18 protein-coding genes are annotated in these 19,558 nt (G+C 65.9%); 6 read left to right on the top strand and 12 right to left on the bottom strand.

All coding sequences use genetic code 11. The features are described 5' to 3' along the window. Nucleotides 1–118: 118 nt before the first annotated feature. The 6 genes from glyS to AC1RUR_RS35605 form a co-directional block, all read right to left on the bottom strand. Nucleotides 119–2,350: a glycine--tRNA ligase subunit beta gene (gene glyS, locus AC1RUR_RS35630; protein ID WP_492852806.1), complete on the bottom strand. Its 2,232-nt coding sequence runs from the start codon at nt 2,348–2,350 to the stop codon at nt 119–121. Next, complete coding sequence (locus tag AC1RUR_RS35625) at nt 2,350–3,285, bottom strand: glycine--tRNA ligase subunit alpha (protein WP_492852805.1); 936 nt, start codon at nt 3,283–3,285, stop codon at nt 2,350–2,352. The genes glyS and AC1RUR_RS35625 overlap by 1 nt, the downstream gene beginning before the upstream one ends. 230 nt (nt 3,286–3,515) lie before the next feature. After that, entirely contained in the window at nt 3,516–3,707 is a 192-nt protein-coding gene (locus AC1RUR_RS35620; RefSeq protein WP_492852821.1) for a hypothetical protein, read from the bottom strand. Nucleotides 3,708–3,825: 118 nt separating this feature from the next. Beyond that, entirely contained in the window at nt 3,826–4,734 is a 909-nt protein-coding gene (locus AC1RUR_RS35615; RefSeq protein ID WP_492852804.1) for a S49 family peptidase, read from the bottom strand. A 216-nt stretch (nt 4,735–4,950) separates the two neighbouring features. Beyond that, nucleotides 4,951–5,712 carry a tRNA1(Val) (adenine(37)-N6)-methyltransferase gene (locus AC1RUR_RS35610; protein ID WP_492852803.1) on the bottom strand — a complete coding sequence of 254 codons (762 nt, stop codon included), beginning with the start codon at nt 5,710–5,712 and terminating at the stop codon, nt 4,951–4,953. Next, complete coding sequence (locus tag AC1RUR_RS35605; protein WP_011085319.1) at nt 5,705–5,932, bottom strand: putative signal transducing protein; 228 nt, start codon at nt 5,930–5,932, stop codon at nt 5,705–5,707. Before AC1RUR_RS35605 ends, AC1RUR_RS35610 begins: the two co-directional genes overlap by 8 nt. A gap of 132 nt (nt 5,933–6,064) precedes the next feature. Here AC1RUR_RS35605 and AC1RUR_RS35600 point away from each other — a divergent pair, with 132 nt between their 5' ends. From AC1RUR_RS35600 to AC1RUR_RS35580, 5 genes are all read left to right on the top strand, one after another. Beyond that, nucleotides 6,065–7,072, top strand: a complete 1,008-nt coding sequence (locus AC1RUR_RS35600) for a polyprenyl synthetase family protein (RefSeq protein ID WP_211386775.1) — start codon at nt 6,065–6,067, stop codon at nt 7,070–7,072. Nucleotides 7,073–7,412: 340 nt separating this feature from the next. Beyond that, on the top strand, nt 7,413–7,928 hold the full coding sequence (locus AC1RUR_RS35595; protein WP_492852802.1) for a winged helix-turn-helix transcriptional regulator: 516 nt from the start codon (nt 7,413–7,415) through the stop codon (nt 7,926–7,928). 1 nt (nt 7,929) lies between these two features. Next, on the top strand, nt 7,930–9,192 hold the full coding sequence (gene fabF / locus AC1RUR_RS35590; RefSeq protein ID WP_492852801.1) for a beta-ketoacyl-ACP synthase II: 1,263 nt from the start codon (nt 7,930–7,932) through the stop codon (nt 9,190–9,192). Between the two features lie 44 nt (nt 9,193–9,236). Beyond that, a complete protein-coding gene (locus AC1RUR_RS35585) occupies nt 9,237–9,869 on the top strand; it encodes a LysE family translocator (RefSeq protein WP_492852800.1) in 633 nt (210 codons plus the stop codon). Further along, nucleotides 9,862–10,740, top strand: a complete 879-nt coding sequence (locus AC1RUR_RS35580) for an alpha/beta fold hydrolase (protein WP_492852799.1) — start codon at nt 9,862–9,864, stop codon at nt 10,738–10,740. The genes AC1RUR_RS35585 and AC1RUR_RS35580 overlap by 8 nt, the downstream gene beginning before the upstream one ends. A 124-nt stretch (nt 10,741–10,864) precedes the next feature. Here the strand turns inward: AC1RUR_RS35580 and AC1RUR_RS35575 are convergent, their stop codons facing one another. The 3 genes from AC1RUR_RS35575 to AC1RUR_RS35565 form a co-directional block, all read right to left on the bottom strand. Beyond that, nucleotides 10,865–11,749, bottom strand: a complete 885-nt coding sequence (locus tag AC1RUR_RS35575; RefSeq protein WP_492852798.1) for a 4-(cytidine 5'-diphospho)-2-C-methyl-D-erythritol kinase — start codon at nt 11,747–11,749, stop codon at nt 10,865–10,867. 29 nt (nt 11,750–11,778) lie between these two features. Next, nucleotides 11,779–13,572 (bottom strand): tetratricopeptide repeat protein, encoded by a 1,794-nt coding sequence (locus AC1RUR_RS35570; RefSeq protein ID WP_492852797.1) that lies wholly within the window; start codon nt 13,570–13,572, stop codon nt 11,779–11,781. Between the two features lie 305 nt (nt 13,573–13,877). Then, entirely contained in the window at nt 13,878–15,539 is a 1,662-nt protein-coding gene (locus tag AC1RUR_RS35565) for an electron transfer flavoprotein-ubiquinone oxidoreductase (protein ID WP_492852796.1), read from the bottom strand. Nucleotides 15,540–15,675: 136 nt separating this feature from the next. Here AC1RUR_RS35565 and AC1RUR_RS35560 point away from each other — a divergent pair, with 136 nt between their 5' ends. Further along, nucleotides 15,676–16,485, top strand: a complete 810-nt coding sequence (locus tag AC1RUR_RS35560; protein ID WP_492852795.1) for a uracil-DNA glycosylase — start codon at nt 15,676–15,678, stop codon at nt 16,483–16,485. Nucleotides 16,486–16,608: 123 nt separating this feature from the next. Here AC1RUR_RS35560 and AC1RUR_RS35555 read toward each other — a convergent pair whose 3' ends face one another. From AC1RUR_RS35555 to AC1RUR_RS35545, 3 genes are all read right to left on the bottom strand, one after another. Further along, the gene (locus tag AC1RUR_RS35555; RefSeq protein WP_492852794.1) at nt 16,609–18,117 is read right to left on the bottom strand and encodes a glycosyltransferase family 39 protein; all 1,509 of its coding nucleotides are present in this window, start codon (nt 18,115–18,117) and stop codon (nt 16,609–16,611) included. Between the two features lie 99 nt (nt 18,118–18,216). Then, nucleotides 18,217–19,002, bottom strand: a complete 786-nt coding sequence (gene rnhB / locus AC1RUR_RS35550) for a ribonuclease HII (RefSeq protein ID WP_492852793.1) — start codon at nt 19,000–19,002, stop codon at nt 18,217–18,219. 78 nt (nt 19,003–19,080) lie between these two features. Continuing rightward, on the bottom strand, nt 19,081–19,536 hold the full coding sequence (locus tag AC1RUR_RS35545) for a VOC family protein (RefSeq protein ID WP_492852792.1): 456 nt from the start codon (nt 19,534–19,536) through the stop codon (nt 19,081–19,083). Nucleotides 19,537–19,558: the final 22 nt, after the last annotated feature.

The following is a 19,558-nucleotide window of genomic DNA, read 5'->3' as shown; positions in this document are numbered from 1 at the left end:
GTCAAGCGAAGCGCAGAGCCGGGACCCAGAAGCTCCGAGCACGCCGCGGCATGGGCCCCGGCTCTGCAGCGCATCACGCCGCGAAGACGCGGCGCGCTGCGCAGCGTCCGGGGCACACTCAATCCTGGATCTTCGAGAAATCCGCGACCGCGCGCGTGGCGCTGCGGATCTCGTTCAGCAGCTTCAACCGGTTCTCGCGCACCTTCGGATCGTCGTCATTGACGCGGACTTTTTCGAAGAACGCATCGACCGGCGGACGCAGCTTCGCCATCGCACTCATCGCGGCGGCAAAGTCTTCCTTGGCGACCGCAGCACTTGCTTCCGCTTGCACCTCGCCGATCGACTTGGCCAGCGCCTTCTCCTCACCGAGGCTGTAGAGCGCCGCATCCGGCGCGCCGTCGAAGGTGCGCTTGTCCTTTTTCTCCTCGATGCCAAGGATATTGCTCGCGCGCTTGATGCCGGCGAGCAGGTTCTTGCCGTCGTCGGATTCGAGGAACTTGCCAAGCGCCTCGACGCGTCGGACGATCATCAGGAGATCGTCCTGCCCGCCAAGCGCGAACACGGCATCGACGAGATCGTGACGCGCGCCCTGCTCGCGAAGTTGGACCTTGAGGCGATCGGCGAAGAAGAAACTCAAGTCATACAAGCTCTGCAGGTATCTCATGACATCGTGATGTGAATCGACCTCTCTCGCCTTTTCTTCACGCTGCAAGAGCTTCTTGAGGTTCGCCTGGAAGTGCGGACTGCCCTCCAGACTTTGCGCCACGGCAGTCTTTCTCTCGGTCTCAGATGCGAGTTTCAATTTCAGAAACTCAGACGACGCTGGAATCATCGTTCCGATGAGAGGAACCCTAAGTGAGTTCTCGACAATCAGCCTGATCACACCGAGTGCCGCACGACGCAACGCGTAGGGGTCCTTGCTGCCCGTCGGCTTCTCGTCGATGGCCCAGAAGCCGACGAGCGTATCGATCTTGTCGGCGAGCGCGACGGCAATACTGACCGGATCGGTCGGCACGCGATCGGCGGGGCCTTGCGGCTTGTAGTGCTCTTCGCAGGCCGCGGCGACGGACGCGTCTTCGCCCTGGGCCAGTGCGTAGTACTTGCCCATCAGGCCCTGCACCTCGGGGAATTCACCGACGACTTCCGTCAGCAAATCCGCTTTCACCAGATGCGCGGCGCGCGTTGCCTTGGCGACATCGGCACCAACCAACGGCGCGATCTCGGCGGCAAGCCGCTCGATGCGCTTGATGCGCGCGGCCTGCGTCCCGAGCTTCTCATGAAACACGATCTGCGCGAACTTCGGCAGACGATCCTCGAGCTTCGTCTTCAGGTCCGTCTCGTAGAAGAACTTCGCATCCGACAGGCGCGGACGGATCACGCGCTCGTTGCCCGCGACGATGACCTTGCCGCCGTCGGTCGCCTCGATATTGGCGGTGAGGACAAACTTGTTGGTCAGCTTGCCCGTCTTCGGGTCCTTGACGACGAAACACTTCTGGTTGTTGCGGATGGTGGCGCGGATCACCTCGTCCGGGATCGCGAGATATTCCGCTTCGAACGATCCCATCATGACGACGGGCCATTCGACGAGACCCGAGACCTCGTCCAGCAGCACCTGATCCTCGACCAGCTCGAAGCCTTGCGCAAACGTCAATTCCTTGGCGTCGGCAAAGATGATGTCCTTGCGCGCCTGCGGATCGAGGATGACTTTTGCGGCCTTGAGCTTCGCTTCATAGTCCTCGAAGCGGCGCACGTTGATCGCGGCCGGCGCCATGAAGCGGTGGCCGTAGGTGGTCTGGCCGGTCGCGATGCCGTCGACCTCGAACTTCACGACATCGGGCTCTTCGGTCTCGAGCCCGAACGTCGCGGTGATCGCGTGCAGCGGACGCACCCAGCTCAGCGAACCCGGTTTTCCGGAACGCGCGCCCCAGCGCATCGACTTCGGCCACGGGAAAGTGCGGATGATGACGGGCAGAATCTCCGCAAGCACTTCGATCGCGTCGCGGCCGGGTTTTTCGATCAGCGCGATGTAGAAGTCGCCCTTGGGGTCGCGCTGGATCTTGGCCTCATCCAGCGACTTCAGACCTGTCGCCTTCAGGAAGCCTTGCACGGCCGCATCGGGCGCACCCATTTTCGGTCCGCGGCGTTCGGTCTTCAGATCAGGCTGGCGCGCGGGAATGCCGTGCACGGTCAGCGCGAGACGGCGCGGCGTCGCAAAGGCTTTCGCACCCTCATAGACCAGGCCTTCGGCGACGAGCTTGTCGGTGACCATGCGGCGCAGATCGTCGGCCGCCTTGGCCTGCATGCGCGCGGGGATCTCTTCCGAGAACAGTTCAAGCAAAAGATCGGGCATCAGGCCGCTCCGCCCGCTTCAGTATGGATCCAGGCCTCGCCGCAGGCTTTTGCCAATTCACGCACGCGAAGAATGTAGCTCTGCCGCTCCGTCACGGAGATCACGCCGCGCGCGTCGAGCAAATTGAAGACATGGCTCGCCTTGATGCACTGGTCATAGGCCGGCAGCGCCATCAGATGCGCCTCGCGCTTGCCATCCTTCCAGCCTGCCTCCAGGTACTTTCTGCACGCGGCTTCCGCCATCTTGAACTGCTCGAACAGCATCGCGGTGTCGGCAACTTCAAAGTTGTGCTTCGAATATTCCCGCTCGGCCTGCAGGAAGACATCGCCATAGGTGACCTTGGCGTCACCGTCGCGGCCGTTGAAGTTGAGGTCGTAGACGCGATCGACGCCCTGCACATACATCGCGAGGCGCTCGAGCCCATAGGTCAGCTCACCCGCGACCGGCGCGCATTCGAAGCCCGCGACCTGCTGGAAATAGGTGAACTGGCTGACTTCCATGCCGTCGCACCAGCACTCCCAGCCCAAGCCCCAGGCGCCCAGCGTCGGGCTTTCCCAGTCGTCCTCGACGAAGCGGATGTCGTGCACGGCGGAATCGATGCCGATCGCGGCGAGCGACTTCAGGTACAGCTCCTGAAGGTTCGGCGGCGACGGCTTCATGATCACCTGGAACTGGTAGTAGTGCTGCATCCGGTTCGGATTCTCGCCATAGCGGCCGTCCTTGGGCCGGCGCGAGGGCTGCACATAGGCCGCGTTCCAGGGCTTCGGACCGAGCGCGCGCAAGGTGGTGGCCGGATGGAAGGTCCCCGCGCCCATCTCCATGTCGTAGGGCTGCAGGATCACGCAGCCCTGCTCGGCCCAGAACCGCTGGAGCGCGAGGATGAAGCCCTGGAACGAGCGTTCCGGGCGCATATGGGCGGGCAATGAGGCGTCCATCGTCAGATCGGGCTCTCGCGGGGGGTTTGAATCGCGCGGGACCGTATCGACGGCGGGGATGGGAATCAAGGCAAAGGGGGCGCTTCTTACCTCTCCCGCTTGCGGGAGAGGTCGCGCCGAAGGCGCGGGTGAGGGCTCTGTCCTCTTGGGCGGTCTCGCTAGCGGAGAGACCCCCTCCCCAACCCTCCCCCGCAAGCGGGAGAGGGGGCGCACCGTGCGTGCGGAGAGAGCTAACCTGGCCGGTAAGCCCCGGTCACGGGGTCACGCTTCAGCGTCTGGACATCCCCCATATGGGTGGCTTCGGCGACGCGTGAGAGGCGCATCTCCTCCAGCTCCTGGTTGATCCGGACGGCGGTCTTGTAGGCCCAGCGGACCACGGCAAGCCCGCCCAGGACGCCCGCGAAAGCGACGAACGGCGGCATCTGTCGATCCTTGTTCACAATGCTCAACCCCCACACACATTCTTGCGCAGACCGGGCCGCGCCGCAATTGGCTCGGCTTCAAGTCTCCTTGGGACCAAATGGCGCGGGAGGCCGAGCCCTAGAACCCGAATTTTGCCCAGATCGCGCGGGTTTCGACCGCCGAGATCAGCTCGTCCGGCAGTCCGGACATTGATTCCAGGGCCGAAAGCTGCCCCGCGCCGGGCGATTTCCGCCCCAAAAGCCCGGACAGCAAACCAGTCGGCTGGGCAATCACGGGGGTGAGAACCTTCTCGCCATAGCGGGCACGAAGAGTTGAGCGGAGATCGCCGATGCCGTCCGCAAGTCCCAGCGCGATCGAACTCTCGCCGGCCCAGTATTCTCCCGTGAACAGGGTGTCGTCGTCGCCCTTCAGGCGCGCGCCGCGGCTCTCCTTCACCAGCGCAATGAAGATCTGATGGATCTCGCGCTGGATCGCTTTCAGCTTGGCGACGTCATCGGGGTTTTCGGGCAGGAACGGATCGAGCATCGCCTTGTGCGCGCCGGCCGTGTAGAGCCGCCGCTCGATGCCGAGCCGCTTGATCGCCTCCTGGAAACCGAAGCTGCCGCCGACCACGCCGATCGAGCCCAGGATCGAGGACGGATCGCAGAAGATCTCGTCACCGGCGCAGGCGATCATATAGCCGCCGGAGGCCGCGACGTCCTCGACGAACACCAGAACCTTCAGCTTCTTCTCGGCCGCGAGCTGCTTGATGCGCAGATAGATCTGGCGCGACTGCACCGGCGAGCCGCCGGGCGAGTTGATCACCAGCGCCACCGCCTTGGCATTCCGCATCGAGAACGCCCGCTCCAGCACGCGCGCGACGCCCGCGAGCGACATGCCCGGGCGCAGCGGCGTCACCGCACCGATCACGCCGGACAGCCGCACCACCGGCACCACCGCCATGCCCGGGCGAAAGCGCGCCGGCAGATATTGCATGAGCTTGTCGGCCAGGCCGGAACTCTCACGATCGTTCAATTGTTCGGCCATGCCGCTACCTCTGGTTAACCATTTCTTATCACGCGAGTGTCATTGAAAGTGCCTGGAACGTGTTTTGCAGTTTGCCCGTTGGGAAGCTGCAATGAAGCAGCGGAGGAAACGCCATGAAGATCTATCTGCTGTTGATGCTGATCGGTGCGCTTTTCACGGCGATTCGCTTTACGTCCCCGCAAGAACAGCAGTCGGAATCGCTGCCGCAGTAGGCCGTCACGACTCCGCGAGCGGCAAGACCGCCCTCCCTTCCAGAATATCCCTCACCTCTTTTTTAGGCACGCGTGACTCGTCGTTAAGCATGAGGCCCGGCAGCAATCGCGCCGGCGCTCTGCCGCCTTTGATCGCGCGCACCAGCACGCGGATCGCGGGCCGTCCCGCTTCGCCATGAACCGGCAGGATCGACAGGCTGCCGAAGCCGCGTGACAGCGCTGCCAAGACTTCCGTGATCCCATCTGCGCGCCAGATCAATGTCAGCGCGCCATTCGATCGGAGGATACGCCGCGCTGCATGCACCCACGCATGCAGCGTCTCCTCGCTCGCCACATGCGCGGTGTGGCGCGCCTGATCCGGCGAGCCGCGATGCCGCGCGGGATCGTTGAAGGGCGGGTTCATCAGCACGATGTCGACGCTGTCGGGCACAAGCCCATGTGCCACGAAGGCCTGCGCATCGGCCGTGACGTCGAGCACGATCGTCTCGGCGGCAATCGCGTTCGCCGCCGCATTGGCGCGCGCAAGCTCCGCCAGTTCCGGATCGATCTCGACCAGGCCGAGCCTGATCCCCACCACGCGCTGCGCCAGCGCCAGCCCGGCCGTGCCGACGCCGGCACCGAGATCGACCACGCGGTCGCCCGCTCTCGCCTCCGTCGCCGCCGCGAGCAGGATGGCGTCATGCCCGGCGCGATGGCCGGACCGCTTCTGCTTCAGGCGCAACTGGCCGCCGAGAAAGGCGTCCTCGGTGAGGTCGGCCTCAATCATCGCCGCGCAGTTCGTGGCTGAGCCCCGCCTCGGTCAGCAGCTGCCGGGCCTCCTGGGCGTCGTCCTCATGGACCAGGATCCGCCGCGGCAAAATGCCCAGCGAGCCTTCGATGATGCTCATGTTCTGGTCCAGCACCAGATGATGGATATTGGCGCCGTCGAGCAGCGCGCCGATTGCCGACACCAGCACCATATCGTTGGTCCGAACCAGTTCACGCAAAACGCAGGTCTCCTGCCTGAAGGGGCTAAAGCGGCAAATGTCAATGGTTCCGCGGCCCTTGCCGCATCCGCCTCCAGTTTCTATTGTATTTCCATCAGAATAGCCCTTCCGGGGCAAATATTGGAGACCGGCGTGGCCGTCATCGTACCTTTCGAAACTCCGGGCGCGTCGATCGAAGAGCTGGTTGCCCTTGTCGCTGGCGACATGGAGCGCGTCAATGCCACGATCCTGTCGCGGACCGGTTCTGACGTGACCATGATCCCGGAGGTCGCCAACCACCTGATCTCCTCCGGGGGCAAGCGCCTGCGGCCGATGCTGACGCTCGCCATGGCGAACCTTGCCGGCTACACCGGCGACGGCCACATCAAGCTCGCCGCCTCCGTCGAGTTCATGCACACCGCCACCCTGCTCCATGACGACGTCGTGGACGAGAGCGAGATGCGCCGCGGCAAGCTGTCGGCGCGCATGCTCTGGGGCAACGAGGCGAGCGTGCTGGTCGGTGACTTCCTGCTCGGACAGGCGTTCCGCATGATGGTCGAGGTCGGCTCGCTCCGCGCACTGGACATCCTCTCCGCAGCCGCCGCCACCATCGCCGAGGGCGAGGTGATGCAGCTCGCCGCCGCCAAGAACACCGCGACCACCGAGGACGAATACCTCGCCGTGATCCGCGGCAAGACCGCCGAATTGTTCGCCGCCGCCTGCGAGGTCGGCCCCGTGATCGCCAACCGCCCGAAGGCGGAGCAGACCGCCTGCCGCTCGGTCGGCATGAATCTCGGCATCGCCTTCCAGCTCGTCGACGACGTGCTCGACTACGGCGGCAAGAGCGCAAAGCTCGGCAAGAACACCGGCGACGATTTCCGCGAGGGCAAGATCACCCTTCCCGTCGTGCTCGCCTTCCGCCGCGGCAACGACACCGAACGCGCCTTCTGGATCCGGGCGCTGGAGCGCGGCGAGATCGGCGACACCGATCTCGACCACGCCATCGGCCTGATGAACAAGCACCGTGCGCTCGAGGACACGATCAGCCGCGCCCACCACTACGGCGCCATGGCCGTCGACGCGCTGGCGCTGTTCCCGTCCTCGCCGATGAAGAGCGCGCTGGAGCAGGTCGTCGCGTTCTGCCTGGCACGGTCGCATTAGGCGCTGCGATCCGACGCTCCTGTCGCTTCCGCACCACTGTTGGCCCCGTCATCCCCACGCAACGGCGAAGCCGTTGTCGCCTGAGGCGATGGATAGGTGCTCGCTGCATCACATCGTCATTGCGAGCGCAGCGAAGCAATCCAGAATCCCTCCGCGGAAACAACCTGGATTGTTCCGCTGGGCTCGCAATGACTGAGCAAGGTGCGCGAGTGCCGTCCTCCAACTCGCATTCAGGCCCGTAGTCACGATTCTCGCCATCACGTAGCACGCCACCAGCCACGTCCTGGAGCAGCTCGCCCAGTGACTTGCATTTTGCAAGTTACTCTCCTACCTTCCCGCCATGCAGCCCAAATCCCCCTCCATCCTCGAATGCCCGGTCGGCCGCGCCGTGGAGACGGTCGGCGAATGGTGGAGCATCTTGATCCTGCGGGATGCGTTTCAGGGCGCGACGCGCTTCGACGAGTTCTCGCAAAGTCTCGGGATCGCGCCGAACATCCTGTCGCGGCGGCTCGCCCATCTCACCGCGTCGGGCATGTTCGTGCGCCGGCGCTACAGCGAGCGGCCGCCGCGTTACGAATATGTGTTGACCCAGAAGGCGCGGGATTTCTTCCCCGTGATCGCGACGCTGCTGGCCTGGGGCAACAAGCATCTCGCGCCGAAGGGCGAAGCCATTCTGCTGGCGAGCCGCGACGGCGTCCGGCCGCTCGATCCCGTGGTCGTCGACGCCACCAGCAAGCAGCCCATCACGCTCGCCAATACGGTCGCAATTGCCGGGCCGCGCGCGAGCCGCGGAATGCGCCGGCGCATCGCTTCGCTCAAGGCCATGAACCCGGCCGTTGCGCCGGCTGGAGACTGACATGCGTCGTATCGTCGTGACGGGAATGGGCGCGGTATCGCCGCTCGCCTGCGGTGTCGAACTGTCCTGGCGCCGGCTGCTCGCCGGCCAAAGCGGGCTGCGTCCCCTGCCCGAATGGGCACAGGCGCTTCCCGCGCGCATTGCCGGCCTCGTGCCCGACAAGGCCGATGATGCAGACGGCGGCTTCGACCCTGCGCAGGCCGCCGCGCCAAAGGACCAGCGTAAGATGGACCGCTTCATCCTGTTCGCGCTGCTCGCCACCGCAGAGGCGGTCGCGCAGGCCAGATGGACACCGCAGGACGCGAGCGCGCTGGAACGGACCGCGACGATCATCGCCTCCGGCGTCGGCGGCTTTCCGGCGATGGCAGAGGCGGTGCGCATCACCGCGCAACGCGGCGTGCGCCGGCTCTCGCCGTTCACGATCCCCTCCTTCCTCGCCAATCTCGCCGCCGGCCACGTCTCGATCCAGCACGGCTACAAGGGGCCGCTGGGAACGCCGGTCACCGCCTGCGCCGCCAGCGTCCAAGCGATCGGCGATGCGGCGCGCATGATCCGCGCCGGCGAAGCCGAGGTTGCGATCTGCGGCGGTGCGGAGGCCTGCATCGACATCGTCAGCCTCGGCGGCTTTGCGGCGGCACGCGCGCTGTCGAGCGGATTCAACGATGAGCCGAGGCGCGCCTCGCGCCCGTTCGATCGCGACCGCGACGGTTTCGTCATGGGCGAAGGCGCGGGTATTCTGGTGATCGAAGAGCTCGAGCATGCACTGGCACGCGGCGCTGCGCCGATCGCGGAGATCGTCGGATACGGCACGACGGCGGATGCCTACCACATGACATCAGGCCCGCCCGATGGCGATGGTGCGCGCCGTGCCATGGAGATCGCGCTACGGCAGGCCAACCTCGCGCCGGCGGATTTGCAGCACCTGAACGCGCATGCGACCTCGACACCGGCCGGTGACGAGAGCGAGCTTGGCGCCATCGGCGCGCTGTTCGGCCGCAACCACGGCATCGCGGTCAGCGCGACAAAGTCGGCCACCGGCCATCTGCTCGGCGCCGCCGGCGGGCTGGAGGCGATCTTCACCATCCTCGCTTTGCGCGACCAGGTCGCGCCGCCGACGCTCAATCTCGAAAACCCTGATCCCGGCGCGGACGGCATCGACCTCGTCTCGGGCCGCGCGCGGCCGATGCAGATGCGGCACGCCATCTCCAACGGATTTGGCTTCGGCGGGGTGAATGCCAGCGTGATCTTCCGCCGGATGGACTAAACGACAGGCCTTGCAATCGCGCCGGGCATCGCTACCAAAGCAGGATGACCGACACGAATTTCTGGCTGTTCCTTGCCGCGGCATGTCTCATTGCCGCCATTCCCGGGCCCGGCATCTTCTACGTCGCGGCGCGGACCTTGTCCGAGGGACGCGGCAGCGGCTTTGCCTCGACCGCGGGCACCGCGCTGGGTGGGCTGGTTCATGTGGTGGCGGGCAGTCTCGGTATCTCCGCCATCATTCTCGCCAGCGCCGAGCTGTTTGCCGCCGTCAAATTCGTCGGCGCGCTCTATCTGGTCTGGCTCGGCATCAAGACCTTCCGTAGCGCCAGCCGGACGCTGTCGCTGGAAAGCGAGCCGATCGGCGACAAGCGGGCATTCCACGACGGCGTGCTGGTCGAGGCGCTGAACCCGAAGACCGCCGCGTTTTTCCTCGCCTTCATTCCGCAATTCCTCGATTCCGCGGGATCGAACCCGACGCTGCAATTCATCATGCTCGGCGCGATCTCGGTGACGCTGAACACGCTCGCCGATGTCGTCATGGTGCTGATGGCCTCCGCGACGCGCACGCAACTGATCGGGCGGCCGCATCTGATGCGGCGTCTCACCCAGGGCTCCGGCGTCTTCATCGCGGGCCTCGGTCTCTCGCTCGCGCTGGCACGGCGGCCGGCCAATGGCTAGCGCCCCGCAAAGCCGCTTCTATGAATCGCACGGCCTGCGGCTGCATTATGCCGATTGGGGCAACGCGGGCGCACCGCCCCTCCTCCTGGTCCATGGCGGCCGCGATCATTGCCGCAGCTGGGACGTCATCGCCAGATCGCTGCAACCGCACTTCCACGTGATCGCGCCCGACCTGCGCGGTCACGGCGATTCCGACTGGACCAAGGGCGGCAGCTACGCGCTGACGGAATATGTTTACGATCTCGCCCAGCTCGTCCGCAGCGTCGCAGCGCCTCAAGTGACTCTCATCGGCCATTCCATGGGCGGCATGGTGAGCCTGATCTTTTCGGGGTCATTCCCCGAACAGGTCACGAAGCTGGTCGTGCTGGACGGCGTGACCATGCTGCCGGACACGCCCAAGCCGCCGGCGCATGAGCGCATCAGCAAATGGGTCGGCCAGCTCGATAAGCTGCACGACCGCACGCCGCGCCGCTATTCGACCCTCGCGGACGCGGCGGCGCAGATGGTGCTTCACAACAAGCGGCTGTCCCGCGAGCTCGCGCTGCATCTGGCAACGCACGGCGCGCGGCAGAACGAGGACGGCACCTATAGCTGGAAGTTCGATCCCTACCAACGCGCCTCTGCGCCGCACCGGCTCTGGCCGGACGATCATGTCGCACTCTGGTCGCGCATCGCCTGTCCGACGCTGCTGCTCAATGCCGGCGAAAGCTTTCTCGGCGGGTCCAGGGCGGCAGGCCTGGAGCGCTACTTCCCGCAGGCGCGCGTCGAAACCATCGCCGGCGCGGGGCACTGGCTGCAGCATGACAAGCCGCAAGAGGTGCTCGGTGAGATCCGGCGGTTTCTCGGGCTTGCTGAGGACGGCAGCGGCTAGCTTCACTGCCGTAAGGTGGGCAAAGGCGCGATAGCGCCGTGCCCACCATGCATCCGATTGCACGAATAAGTTGGTGGGCACGCTTCGCTTTGCCCACCCTACAGGACCGTCGCCGCGGAAATACCTAGCTCAGCGTCCCCGCATGCACCCACCATCCGGGGTGATCGCGCCGGATCTTTTCGGCGGCGGCATGGGCCTCGGTCGGCGCGCCGTAGATCGCAAAGCAGGTCGCACCCGAGCCGGACATGCGGGCGAGCTTGACGCCGGCGGAGTCGCGCAAGGCCTCCAGCACCTCGCCGATGACAGGCTCGATGCGCATTGCGGGGGCTTCGAGGTCGTTGGCAACGGTTTCGAGAACGTCGACCCAATCGGCAACCGACCCGTCCTCTTCCGGCCAGGCCGGCGCTTCGAGCACGTCGGCGGCGCCGACCAGCAGTTCGCCATTGCGCAGGCCCAGCGCCTGGAACACGTCCTTGGTCGCGACAGGCACGCGCGGATTGACCATCACGCAGGGCATGCTCGGCAGCGCCAGCGGCAGCAACATCTCGCCGACGCCGGTCATGTCGCAGGCGCGCGACAACAGGCACACCGGCACGTCGGCGCCGGTCGCGAGCGCGACCTTCTGCAGGCGGGGATCGTCGAGCGAGAGATTGTTGAGGCGCGCCAGCAGCCGCAGCGCCGCCGCGGCATCGGCCGAGCCGCCGCCGATGCCGGCGGCAACCGGGAGCACCTTGTCGAGAGCGAAAGCCCCCAGCTTCAGGTTCGGCACGGCTTCGGCCAACAGCTTGGCCGCCTTGAACACGAGGTTGTCTGCGGTATCGCCGCACGCCGCAGCGAGAGGACCTGTCGCGGTGAGCTTCAGCTCGCCGCCGGGCTCCAGCGTGAGCCGATCGGCGCAGTCGGCAAACGCGACCACGCTTTGGAGATCATGATAGCCGTCAGTACGACGGCCGACGACGCGAAGGCTCAAATTGACCTTCGCCCGTCCTTCTTCAATCAACGCCGGCATTGGCGATCAGCCCCCAGAACTTGCTCAGATCAACCGCCCTTGCCGTCATCCTTCTTCTTGTCCGCCTGCGCGGCCGAAGAGTTCGAATCGTCCGCCATACCGTTGGCGATCTTGGCCTCGATCTTCGGAAGGTCATCCGGCTCTGGCTTGAGATCGCGGGCGTGTGCCCACTGGAATTTGGCTTCCAGCGTGCGGCCGACGCGCCAATAGGCATCGCCGAGGTGATCGTTGATGGTGGGATCCTCAGGCTTGAGGTCGATCGCGCGCTCGAGGTTCTTCACCGCCTCTTCGTAGTTGCCGATGCGGTAGTAGGCCCAGCCGAGGGAGTCGACGATGTAGCCGTCGTCGGGACGCTGCTCGACGGCACGCTTGATCATCTTCATGCCTTCATCGAGATTCACGCCCTGGTCGATCCAGGAATAGCCGAGATAGTTGAGGACATGCGGCTGGTCGGGCTGCAGCTCGAGCGCCTTCTTCATGTCCGCTTCGGCCTTGCTCCACTCCTTGGAGCGTTCCTCGCAGATACCGCGATAATAGTACCAGACGCTGTTGGCCTTGTCGTTGCCGGCCGGCAGCACATCGATACCCCGCGAATAGGTCGCGCCGCAATCGCCGAACTTCTTGCGGCCACGCTCGATATTGCCGAGCGCCATGATGGCTTCGAGATCCTTGGCATCGTCCGTGGTGACACCCTTGAGGATCTTGATCGCGTCTTCAGTGCGGTCGGCGGAGTCGAGATCAATGGCGAGCTGGATCTGCGCATTGCGCTTCAGCGGCGACGTCGCAGGCACGCGCTCATAGACCTTGATCGCCATTTGCGGCCGCTTCACCGATTCATAGAGATCGGCGAGCGAGAGCAGCGCCAGCGGATGGGTCGGCTGGAGGTAGAGCGAGAGCTGGAGGTAGACCAGCGCCAGATCCTCGCCGCCGCGGCGGGTCAGCGTGGCGCCGATGCCGTAGAGGGCTTCGGCAGCACCAGCCTGCGCGGAATCGACCAGCGGCGGCATCTTCTTGCCGGCCTTGGTATCGCGCAGGCCTTCCACGATCAGCGGATGGCGGGCAAGCTTTTTGTCGAAGGCCTGGTAGACGGTGGTCGCCGCGGCCGCATCCTTGTTGCGCGACAGCCAGCGCGCATAGGCCTCGGTCACGCGCAGCATGGAATCGTCGAGCTTGTAGGCGCGCTCGAAGCGGGTGCCGGCGTCCTTCTCCTTGCCGGCGAGCTCGAGGATCATGCCGGCGTGGAGATCCTTGAACAGCGGATACCATTCAGGGCCTGCCAGCTTGTCGATGGTGGCGACACCACCCTTGGCATCGCCGGCGCCATAGGCGGCCCAGCCCGACAGCAGCGTCGCAACGAGATCGGTGATCGGACCGCGGATCGACTGGTTGATGTTGGTCTGCGCCGTCGCATACTTCTTCATCTTGAGGTCATGCACGCCGACGACGAGACGCGCGACGCGGTTGGTCTTGTCGATGGTGAGGATGCGCTCGGCGAGCTTGACCGCCTCGTCGATGTCGCCGTCGGCGACCGACGAGATGAAGGCGCGGTCGAGCAGCTCGTTGTTCTTCGGATCGGTCCGGAGCGCCGAGCGGTAGAAGGCGGCGGCCGAGGAGGCATCGCGCTCGACGCTGGCATGGCGGGCGGCGAGATAGCTGCCGGAGGTCGTGAGCGACTTCAGATCGTTCCGGGTCGGAAACTGCGCCGCCGTATCGGACGGATGATCCGGCGTCTGCGCCAGGACCCTGCCGGGGACCGTCGCGATCGCTGTGCCCATGAGGGCGATGGCGGCAACAGTCCAGCGGTTGAAACGATTTGAAAACATCAGGGCTCGCCTTGAGTTGGTAGTGCCTGGGTTTGCAGAAGGCCGTATCGCATGCGAACGCGGCCGGCGACATCGGGACCCGGAACCGTCAGGGCCGAACAATGCCGCTTTTGGCGGTTTACCGCAAGGATTCGGACCGGGCGATCGCCTCCGAACGCCCCAAATCGGACAAGAGCGCCCCAAGACGCCGCCACTATGGCCTTATCGTGGCCGCGACAGGTGGCCGCGCCCCGGTTCTCACGCGAACGTGCGTCAGATCACGCTTTGTGACCGGGTCGCGCTGACTTGGTCGCTCTTACCTGCTCCTACATCGCCTCGTAGTTCGGGCCGCCGCCCCCCTCCGGGGGAACCCAGGTGATGTTGCCGTTGGGGTCCTTCACGTCGCAGGTTTTGCAGTGGACGCAGTTCTGGGCGTTGATCTGGAAGCGCGGGCTCGCGCCCTCCTCGACCCACTCATAGACGCCGGCCGGGCAATACCGATTCGAGGGACCAGCGAACACGTCGTGCTCGGAGGTCTTCTGCAGGTTCATGTCGGCAACCTTGAGATGGACCGGCTGGTCCTCCTCATGATTGGTGTTGGACAGGAATACCGACGACAGCTTGTCGAACGAGATCTTGCCGTCCGGCTTGGGGTAATTCTTCGGCGCGTGGCTCTTGGCCGGATCGAGCGTCGAACGGTCGGGCTTGGCATGCGACTGGGTACCGAACAGCGAGCCGCCGAACAGCGTGTTGCACCACATATCGAAACCGCCGAGCGCGACGCCGAGCACGGTGCCGAACTTCGACCACAGCGGCTTGACGTTGCGGACCAGGAACAGGTCCTTGCCGACCGACGAGGAGCGCCAGGCGTTCTCGTACTCGACGATCTCGTCATTGGCCCGATCGGCGGCGAGCGCGGCAACAACATGCTCGGCCGCGAGCATCCCCGTGCCCATCGCATTGTGCACGCCCTTGATGCGCGGAACGTTGACGAACCCGGCCGCGCAGCCGACCAGCGCGCCGCCGGGGAAGGTCAGCTTCGGCACCGACTGATAGCCGCCCTCGGTGATGGCGCGCGCACCATAGGCGAGCCGCTTGGCCCCTTCGAAGGTGCCACGGATCGAGGGATGGGTCTTGAAACGCTGGAATTCGTCGAACGGCGACAGATACGGATCGTCGTAGTTCAGATGCACGACGAAGCCGACGGCGACGAGATTGTCGTCGTAGTGATAGAGGAACGAGCCGCCGCCGGTCTTCAGGTCGAGCGGCCAGCCGAACGAATGCTGGATCATGCCCTTCTGGTGCTTGGCGGGATCGATCTGCCAGACTTCCTTCAGGCCGATGCCGAACTTCGCCGGCTCGCTCTTGGAATCCAGCGCGAACTTCGCAATCAACTGCTTGGTCAGGCTGCCGCGTGCGCCTTCGGCGAACAGCGTGTACTTGCCGAGCAATTCCATGCCGCGGGTGAAGGAGTCCTTCGGCTTGCCGTCGCGGCCGATGCCCATGTCGCCGGTGGCGATACCCTTCACCGCGCCCTGCTCGTCATAGAGCACCTCGGCAGCGGCAAAGCCCGGATAGATCTCGACGCCGAGCGCCTCGGCCTTGCGCGCCAGCCAGCGGCAGACGTTGCCGAGCGAACCGATGTAGCAGTGATGATTGTCCATCAGCGGCGGCATCATGAAGCCCGGCAGCTTGATCGCGCCGCCGGCCGTCATCCAGTAGAAGCGGTCGTCCTTCACCTGCGTCTTCAGCGGGCAATCGGAATCCTCGCGCCAGTCCGGAATGAGCTTGTCGAGCCCGGCCGGGTCGATCACGGCGCCGGAGAGAATGTGCGCGCCTACTTCGGAGCCCTTCTCCACCACGACGACATTGAGATCGGCGTTGAGCTGCTTCAGCCGGATCGCGGCCGACAGGCCCGACGGGCCGGCGCCGACGATGACGACGTCGAATTCCATGGATTCGCGCGGGGGAAGTTCTTCGGTGCTCATCTGATCTCAGCCCTTGAGACGGTCCTTGGTCGATTGCGCCCTCTTGTTTCCGATTTTTCCGGGTAGGACAACCATGGAAATGCGTTCCGGTGGGATGCAAGGCCGTCCAAAGTGATATAAAAGTCTGACTTTCCAAATGATCCCCGAGCCCGCACCCACCGTCCGAGAGCTTCTCGCCTTCTATCTGGAGGCCGGAGTCGACTGCGCGCTTGCGGAGGAACCGATCGACCGCCTGGCGGAATTGGACGCCCCGCCTCCGGTCCCGCGCGCTACAGCGCCGGTCGAGGCGCCGCGACCAGCCGCCGCGCCGGCGGTCATCCGCGGCGAGGCCGCACCCGCGCCCGACGTCGCGATCGCCTCGGCACGCGAGGCTGCGCGCACCGCGCCGACGCTGGAGGCGCTGCGCGAGCTGATGCAGAACTTCGAGGGCTGCGCGCTGAAGCACACCGCAACAAGGCTGGTGTTTGCCGACGGCAATCCGCAGGCGCGCATCATGTTCGTCGGCGAGGCGCCGGGCCGCGACGAGGACATCGAGGGCCTGCCCTTCGTCGGGCGCAGCGGCAAGCTGCTCGACCTGATGATCGGAGCCATCGGCCTCAACCGCAGCACCGCCTACATCGCCAACGTGATTCCGTGGCGGCCGCCCGGCAACCGCACGCCGACGCCGCAGGAGACGCAAATCTGCCTGCCCTTCATTCAGCGCCAGATCGAACTGGTGAATCCCGACGTGCTGGTGACGCTCGGCAATCCCTCGACGCAGACGCTGCTCGGAACGCGCGAAGGCATCATGCGCACCCGCGGGCGCTGGTTCGACTACGAGACGGGTGGACGCACGATCCGTGCGTTGCCGACATTCCACCCGGCGTATCTGCTGCGCTCGCCGTCGTACAAGCGGCTGGCCTGGCAGGATCTGCGGGCGATCGCGAAGGCGCTGGCGGGCGCGTGAGGGGCAGAACGCTCTATCCCCGTCATTGCGAGCGCAGCGAAGCAATCCAGAGTCTCTCCGCGGTGACAGTCTGGATTGCTTCGCTGCGCTCGCAATGACGAACGGAGAGCGCGCGCGAGAACCTCACATCCCCTTCGGCCGCACGATGGCCCAGCCGATGCGCAGCAGTTGCTGGCGTCCGGTCACCAGCCATTCGAAGGCGCGCGGCACTTCCGGCACGATGCCGGGAAAGCGTTTGAGGATTTCAGGCGGTGGCGTGCCGGCGGTATCGGAGGCGCGCCAGACCACGACGCCGCCGGTCTCGCTGAATTTGGCCTGATTGATCCACGGCGTGCGCGCGGGCTCGGCATCGATGAACAGATGCGGGCGGCCGGAATGCAGCGCGATCAGGCTCGCAAGCTGGGTCTCGCCGGCCACCGCGCGCAGGCGATGGTTGGTGCGGCGGGCAAAGCTCTCGTCGAAGAAGTCCGAGATCGCACGCGCCGGCATCGAGGTCGCGATCTCGTTGGCGCCGGTCCAGGGCAGGACCAGGACGGCGAGCACGACGCCAGCGGCGGGCGCCACGACGGCGGCGGCCCACACCATCCGCAGCATCCGCGCGCGGCGCATCGCGATGAGATCGCCGGCGGCCACCACCACGGCAAGGCCGGACATCACCAGAACGACGCCGGCGCCGCCGACGACGGACTCGAGTCCGAACAGGCCTGAGATCAGCACCGCGCCGAGCGCCGGGGCGAGCGCGAAGAAATAGACGAAGTTGCGCGCCAGCGGCGCAACCGGCGGGCGGTAGATGATCGGCGCGTCCTCGCCCTTGGCGACGAACAGGCCGGTGTTGAGGAAGGTCAGCGCCGGGATCGCGGCAGCCCCGAGCACGAGCCCGCCGAGCAGCCAGGCCGCGTGGATCGCGCGGGCGTTCAGCTCCGCGACCTCAGGCAAGGCCGGCAGGACCAGCGTCTCGGCGCGCATCAGCCAGACCGCATAGGGCAGCGCCAGCACGGCGACGACGATCAGCGCGAACAGCGGATCGAGCGCGCGCAGCGTGCGGCGGCCGCCGGCGGTCGCGACCGCGAAGACGACGATCAGCAGCAGAAGAAAGATTGCCGCGGGCGTCGTCAGCAGCAAGAGGCCCGCCTCGATCGACCAGGCGAACCAGGCGTTGCCGCGCCGCTGGCCGATGATCTGCCAGGAATGCAGCAGCAGCAGCGCCCAGAGCGGCCGCGCCAGCACCAGCGGTCCGAAATCGAGCGCGGGCGAGGAGAAGGCCAGCACCGTCATGGTCAGCAGCACGGCCAGCACGGCCTGCTGCGAGCCGACCACGGCGCGGGAGAGATGATAGAGCGTGACGAAGGTCGCGATCTCGCAGAGCTCGGCCAGCACATAGACGCCGAACATGTGGCCGCCCGCGGCGCGATAGGCGATGTCGGCGAGCCACACCGGCAGCGGTGGGCCGAGATCGGTGCCGACCTGGTATTCCCTGCCGAAGGCCAGCAGGGTCGCAAGGGTGCCGGGCGGGCTGCGATAGAACACCAGCGCCACGAACAGCCACATCGCGGCCTGAAGCAGCACGGCGATCCACACGATCAGCCGCGGCCGGGCGCGAATGAGCTCGATGACCAGGGAGGTAAACCGCATACAACGCCCGAAAGATGCAGCCAACCCGTCCAGCCGGCCCTATACGCTCACACGTATTTTGATAAAGGGCGTCGCGCGTCGTGGCAACGACCGTCTGCCCTAGAGGTTCGCGGAAGCATCGATTTCGACGGCCGCTTCCACCTGCACCTCGACCTCGCTGACCTCGAACAGGTCCCGCACCGGCTCGACGGTCCAGGGCATGTGCTTGGCGCGCGCCGCCGCGACCGGGGCGAAGAAGCTGCGGTGATGAATAGTGGGGCCGAGGCGGTTCAGCGCGTCGAGATGCTCGGGGACGCCGTAGCCCTTGTGCTGCTCGAAACCGTAGCCGGGGCAGTCCTGCGCCAGCGCGCACATCAGCCGGTCGCGCGTCACCTTGGCGACGATCGAGGCTGCGGCGATCGACAGCACGATGCCGTCACCGCCGATCACGGCCTCGCAGTCGCATGCCGTGTCGAGCCGGTCGCGGCCATCGACGAAGACGTGGCGGGGCTGCTCGGGCAGTGCCACCACGGCGCGCTTCAAGGCCCACAGCGACGCCCGCAGGATGTTGTCGCGGTCGATCCGCGCGGGCGATGCGACGGCGACCGAGACCTGCGCGGTGGCGCAGATCCTGTCGAACAGTTTTTCGCGCTCCTCGGCGGTCAGGCGCTTGGAATCGTCGATGCCGCGCGGGATGCGGTCCGGATCGAGAATCACCGCGGCCGCCACCACGGGACCCGCGAGCGGCCCGCGGCCGGCCTCGTCGCAGCCTGCGATCGGCCAGATGCCACGCTTGATCAGCGCGCGCTCGCGGCGAAAGCTGGCCTTCGCGGGCGCGATCTTCTTCGCATCGACCTGCTTGCGCGCGTCTTTGGCCGGCTTCTTGGCGGACTTGTCCCGAATCATGGCCGGGATCGTGCGCAAGCGGCCTCGTCTGCGCAACCGGGAACCAATCGCAATTCCCGTTATTCAGGCGGCCCTGCCTTACTCCGCCAGATGCACCCGCCGGTCCTCGCCGACCTCGATGCCGGGGGCGACGACGACCTCCCAGGGATGGCCGTCGGGATCGGCGAAATAACCGGAATAGCCGCCATAGTCGGTCTCGTGCGCGGCCTTCAGCAGCTTTGCGCCCTTGCCGAGCGCGAACGCCAGCACCGCATCGACCTCCTCGCGCGTGGCGCAATTCCAGGCGAGCGTGATGCCGCGGAAGGTGGTCGGTCTCGGTTGATCCGGCAAGGTCGCGTCGGCCGCGAGCTGATCCCAGTGAAACAGGGCAAGCACGGGACCGCCGGTCTCGTAGAACGCGACGGCCTCGCCGGTCGCCTTGAGCCGGCGCGAAAAGCCGAGCGCATCATAGAACGCGATGCTGGCACGAATGTCGCTGACGCCCAGCGTGATGACGGTGAGCCGCGGCACCGGGGGTGCTAGTTCCTTACTCATGCTACGCCTCCTCCGCTTCCTC

This window comes from Bradyrhizobium sp. GW821-FHT12B03 (genome assembly GCF_058807535.1).
This window is presented reverse-complemented; position numbering and strand designations above follow the sequence as displayed.

What these genes read in the sequence shown, in the direction of transcription:
- glyS (WP_492852806.1), bottom strand. Translation starts at nt 2,350, where the DNA reads ATGCCCGATCTTTTGCTTGAACTGTTCTCGGAAGAGATCCCCGCGCGC.
- rnhB (WP_492852793.1), bottom strand. Translation starts at nt 19,002, where the DNA reads ATGATTCGGGACAAGTCCGCCAAGAAGCCGGCCAAAGACGCGCGCAAG.
- AC1RUR_RS35555 (WP_492852794.1), bottom strand. Translation starts at nt 18,117, where the DNA reads ATGCGGTTTACCTCCCTGGTCATCGAGCTCATTCGCGCCCGGCCGCGG.
- AC1RUR_RS35580 (WP_492852799.1), top strand. Translation starts at nt 9,862, where the DNA reads ATGGCTAGCGCCCCGCAAAGCCGCTTCTATGAATCGCACGGCCTGCGG.
- AC1RUR_RS35545 (WP_492852792.1), bottom strand. Translation starts at nt 19,536, where the DNA reads ATGAGTAAGGAACTAGCACCCCCGGTGCCGCGGCTCACCGTCATCACG.
- AC1RUR_RS35625 (WP_492852805.1), bottom strand. Translation starts at nt 3,285, where the DNA reads ATGGACGCCTCATTGCCCGCCCATATGCGCCCGGAACGCTCGTTCCAG.
- AC1RUR_RS35595 (WP_492852802.1), top strand. Translation starts at nt 7,413, where the DNA reads ATGCAGCCCAAATCCCCCTCCATCCTCGAATGCCCGGTCGGCCGCGCC.
- AC1RUR_RS35570 (WP_492852797.1), bottom strand. Translation starts at nt 13,572, where the DNA reads ATGTTTTCAAATCGTTTCAACCGCTGGACTGTTGCCGCCATCGCCCTC.
- AC1RUR_RS35615 (WP_492852804.1), bottom strand. Translation starts at nt 4,734, where the DNA reads ATGGCCGAACAATTGAACGATCGTGAGAGTTCCGGCCTGGCCGACAAG.
- AC1RUR_RS35585 (WP_492852800.1), top strand. Translation starts at nt 9,237, where the DNA reads ATGACCGACACGAATTTCTGGCTGTTCCTTGCCGCGGCATGTCTCATT.
- fabF (WP_492852801.1), top strand. Translation starts at nt 7,930, where the DNA reads ATGCGTCGTATCGTCGTGACGGGAATGGGCGCGGTATCGCCGCTCGCC.
- AC1RUR_RS35620 (WP_492852821.1), bottom strand. Translation starts at nt 3,707, where the DNA reads ATGCCGCCGTTCGTCGCTTTCGCGGGCGTCCTGGGCGGGCTTGCCGTG.
- AC1RUR_RS35565 (WP_492852796.1), bottom strand. Translation starts at nt 15,539, where the DNA reads ATGAGCACCGAAGAACTTCCCCCGCGCGAATCCATGGAATTCGACGTC.
- AC1RUR_RS35575 (WP_492852798.1), bottom strand. Translation starts at nt 11,749, where the DNA reads ATGCCGGCGTTGATTGAAGAAGGACGGGCGAAGGTCAATTTGAGCCTT.
- AC1RUR_RS35610 (WP_492852803.1), bottom strand. Translation starts at nt 5,712, where the DNA reads ATGATTGAGGCCGACCTCACCGAGGACGCCTTTCTCGGCGGCCAGTTG.
- AC1RUR_RS35560 (WP_492852795.1), top strand. Translation starts at nt 15,676, where the DNA reads ATGATCCCCGAGCCCGCACCCACCGTCCGAGAGCTTCTCGCCTTCTAT.